Below are 411 nucleotides of genomic sequence, written 5' to 3' on the forward strand. Positions count from 1 at the left end.
GGCGCTGCCCGGCGTGCGGCGGTGAGGCGCTCAAGCCCCTGGGCGAGGGGAGACGGACGGTGGTGTACGAGTACGTGCCGGCCCTCTTTGAGAAGCAGGTGCACGTGCAGGAAGTCCTGGCGTGCGCCTGCGGCCGAGGTGTCGTCACCGCGCCCGCGCCGCTCAAGGTGGTTGACAAGGGCGAGTACGGGCCGGGTCTCCTGGCCCACGTCGTCGTCTCCAAGTGCGCGGACGCCATGCCCCTGCACCGGCTGGCTCAGCGGATGGAGCGCGGCGGCGTCCCCATGAGCCGCAGCACGCTGACGGACCTCTTCCACCAGTCGGCCGAGGTGCTGCTGCCCTTGTCCTCGCACCTCCTGCAGTGCATCGCCTCGGCGGAGGTGGTGTGGGCCGACGAGACACCGCTGCGCG

The 411-nt window shown here is 71.5% G+C and carries 1 protein-coding gene; it reads left to right on the forward strand.

All coding sequences use genetic code 11. The features are described from left to right. Window positions 1–411, forward strand: a 411-nt coding sequence (locus U8525_RS34490) for a transposase (protein WP_374270974.1), incomplete at both ends; no start/stop codon positions are given.

Source organism: Corallococcus sp. RDP092CA (assembly GCF_041903675.1).
In the GTDB taxonomy this organism is placed as follows: domain Bacteria; phylum Myxococcota; class Myxococcia; order Myxococcales; family Myxococcaceae; genus Corallococcus.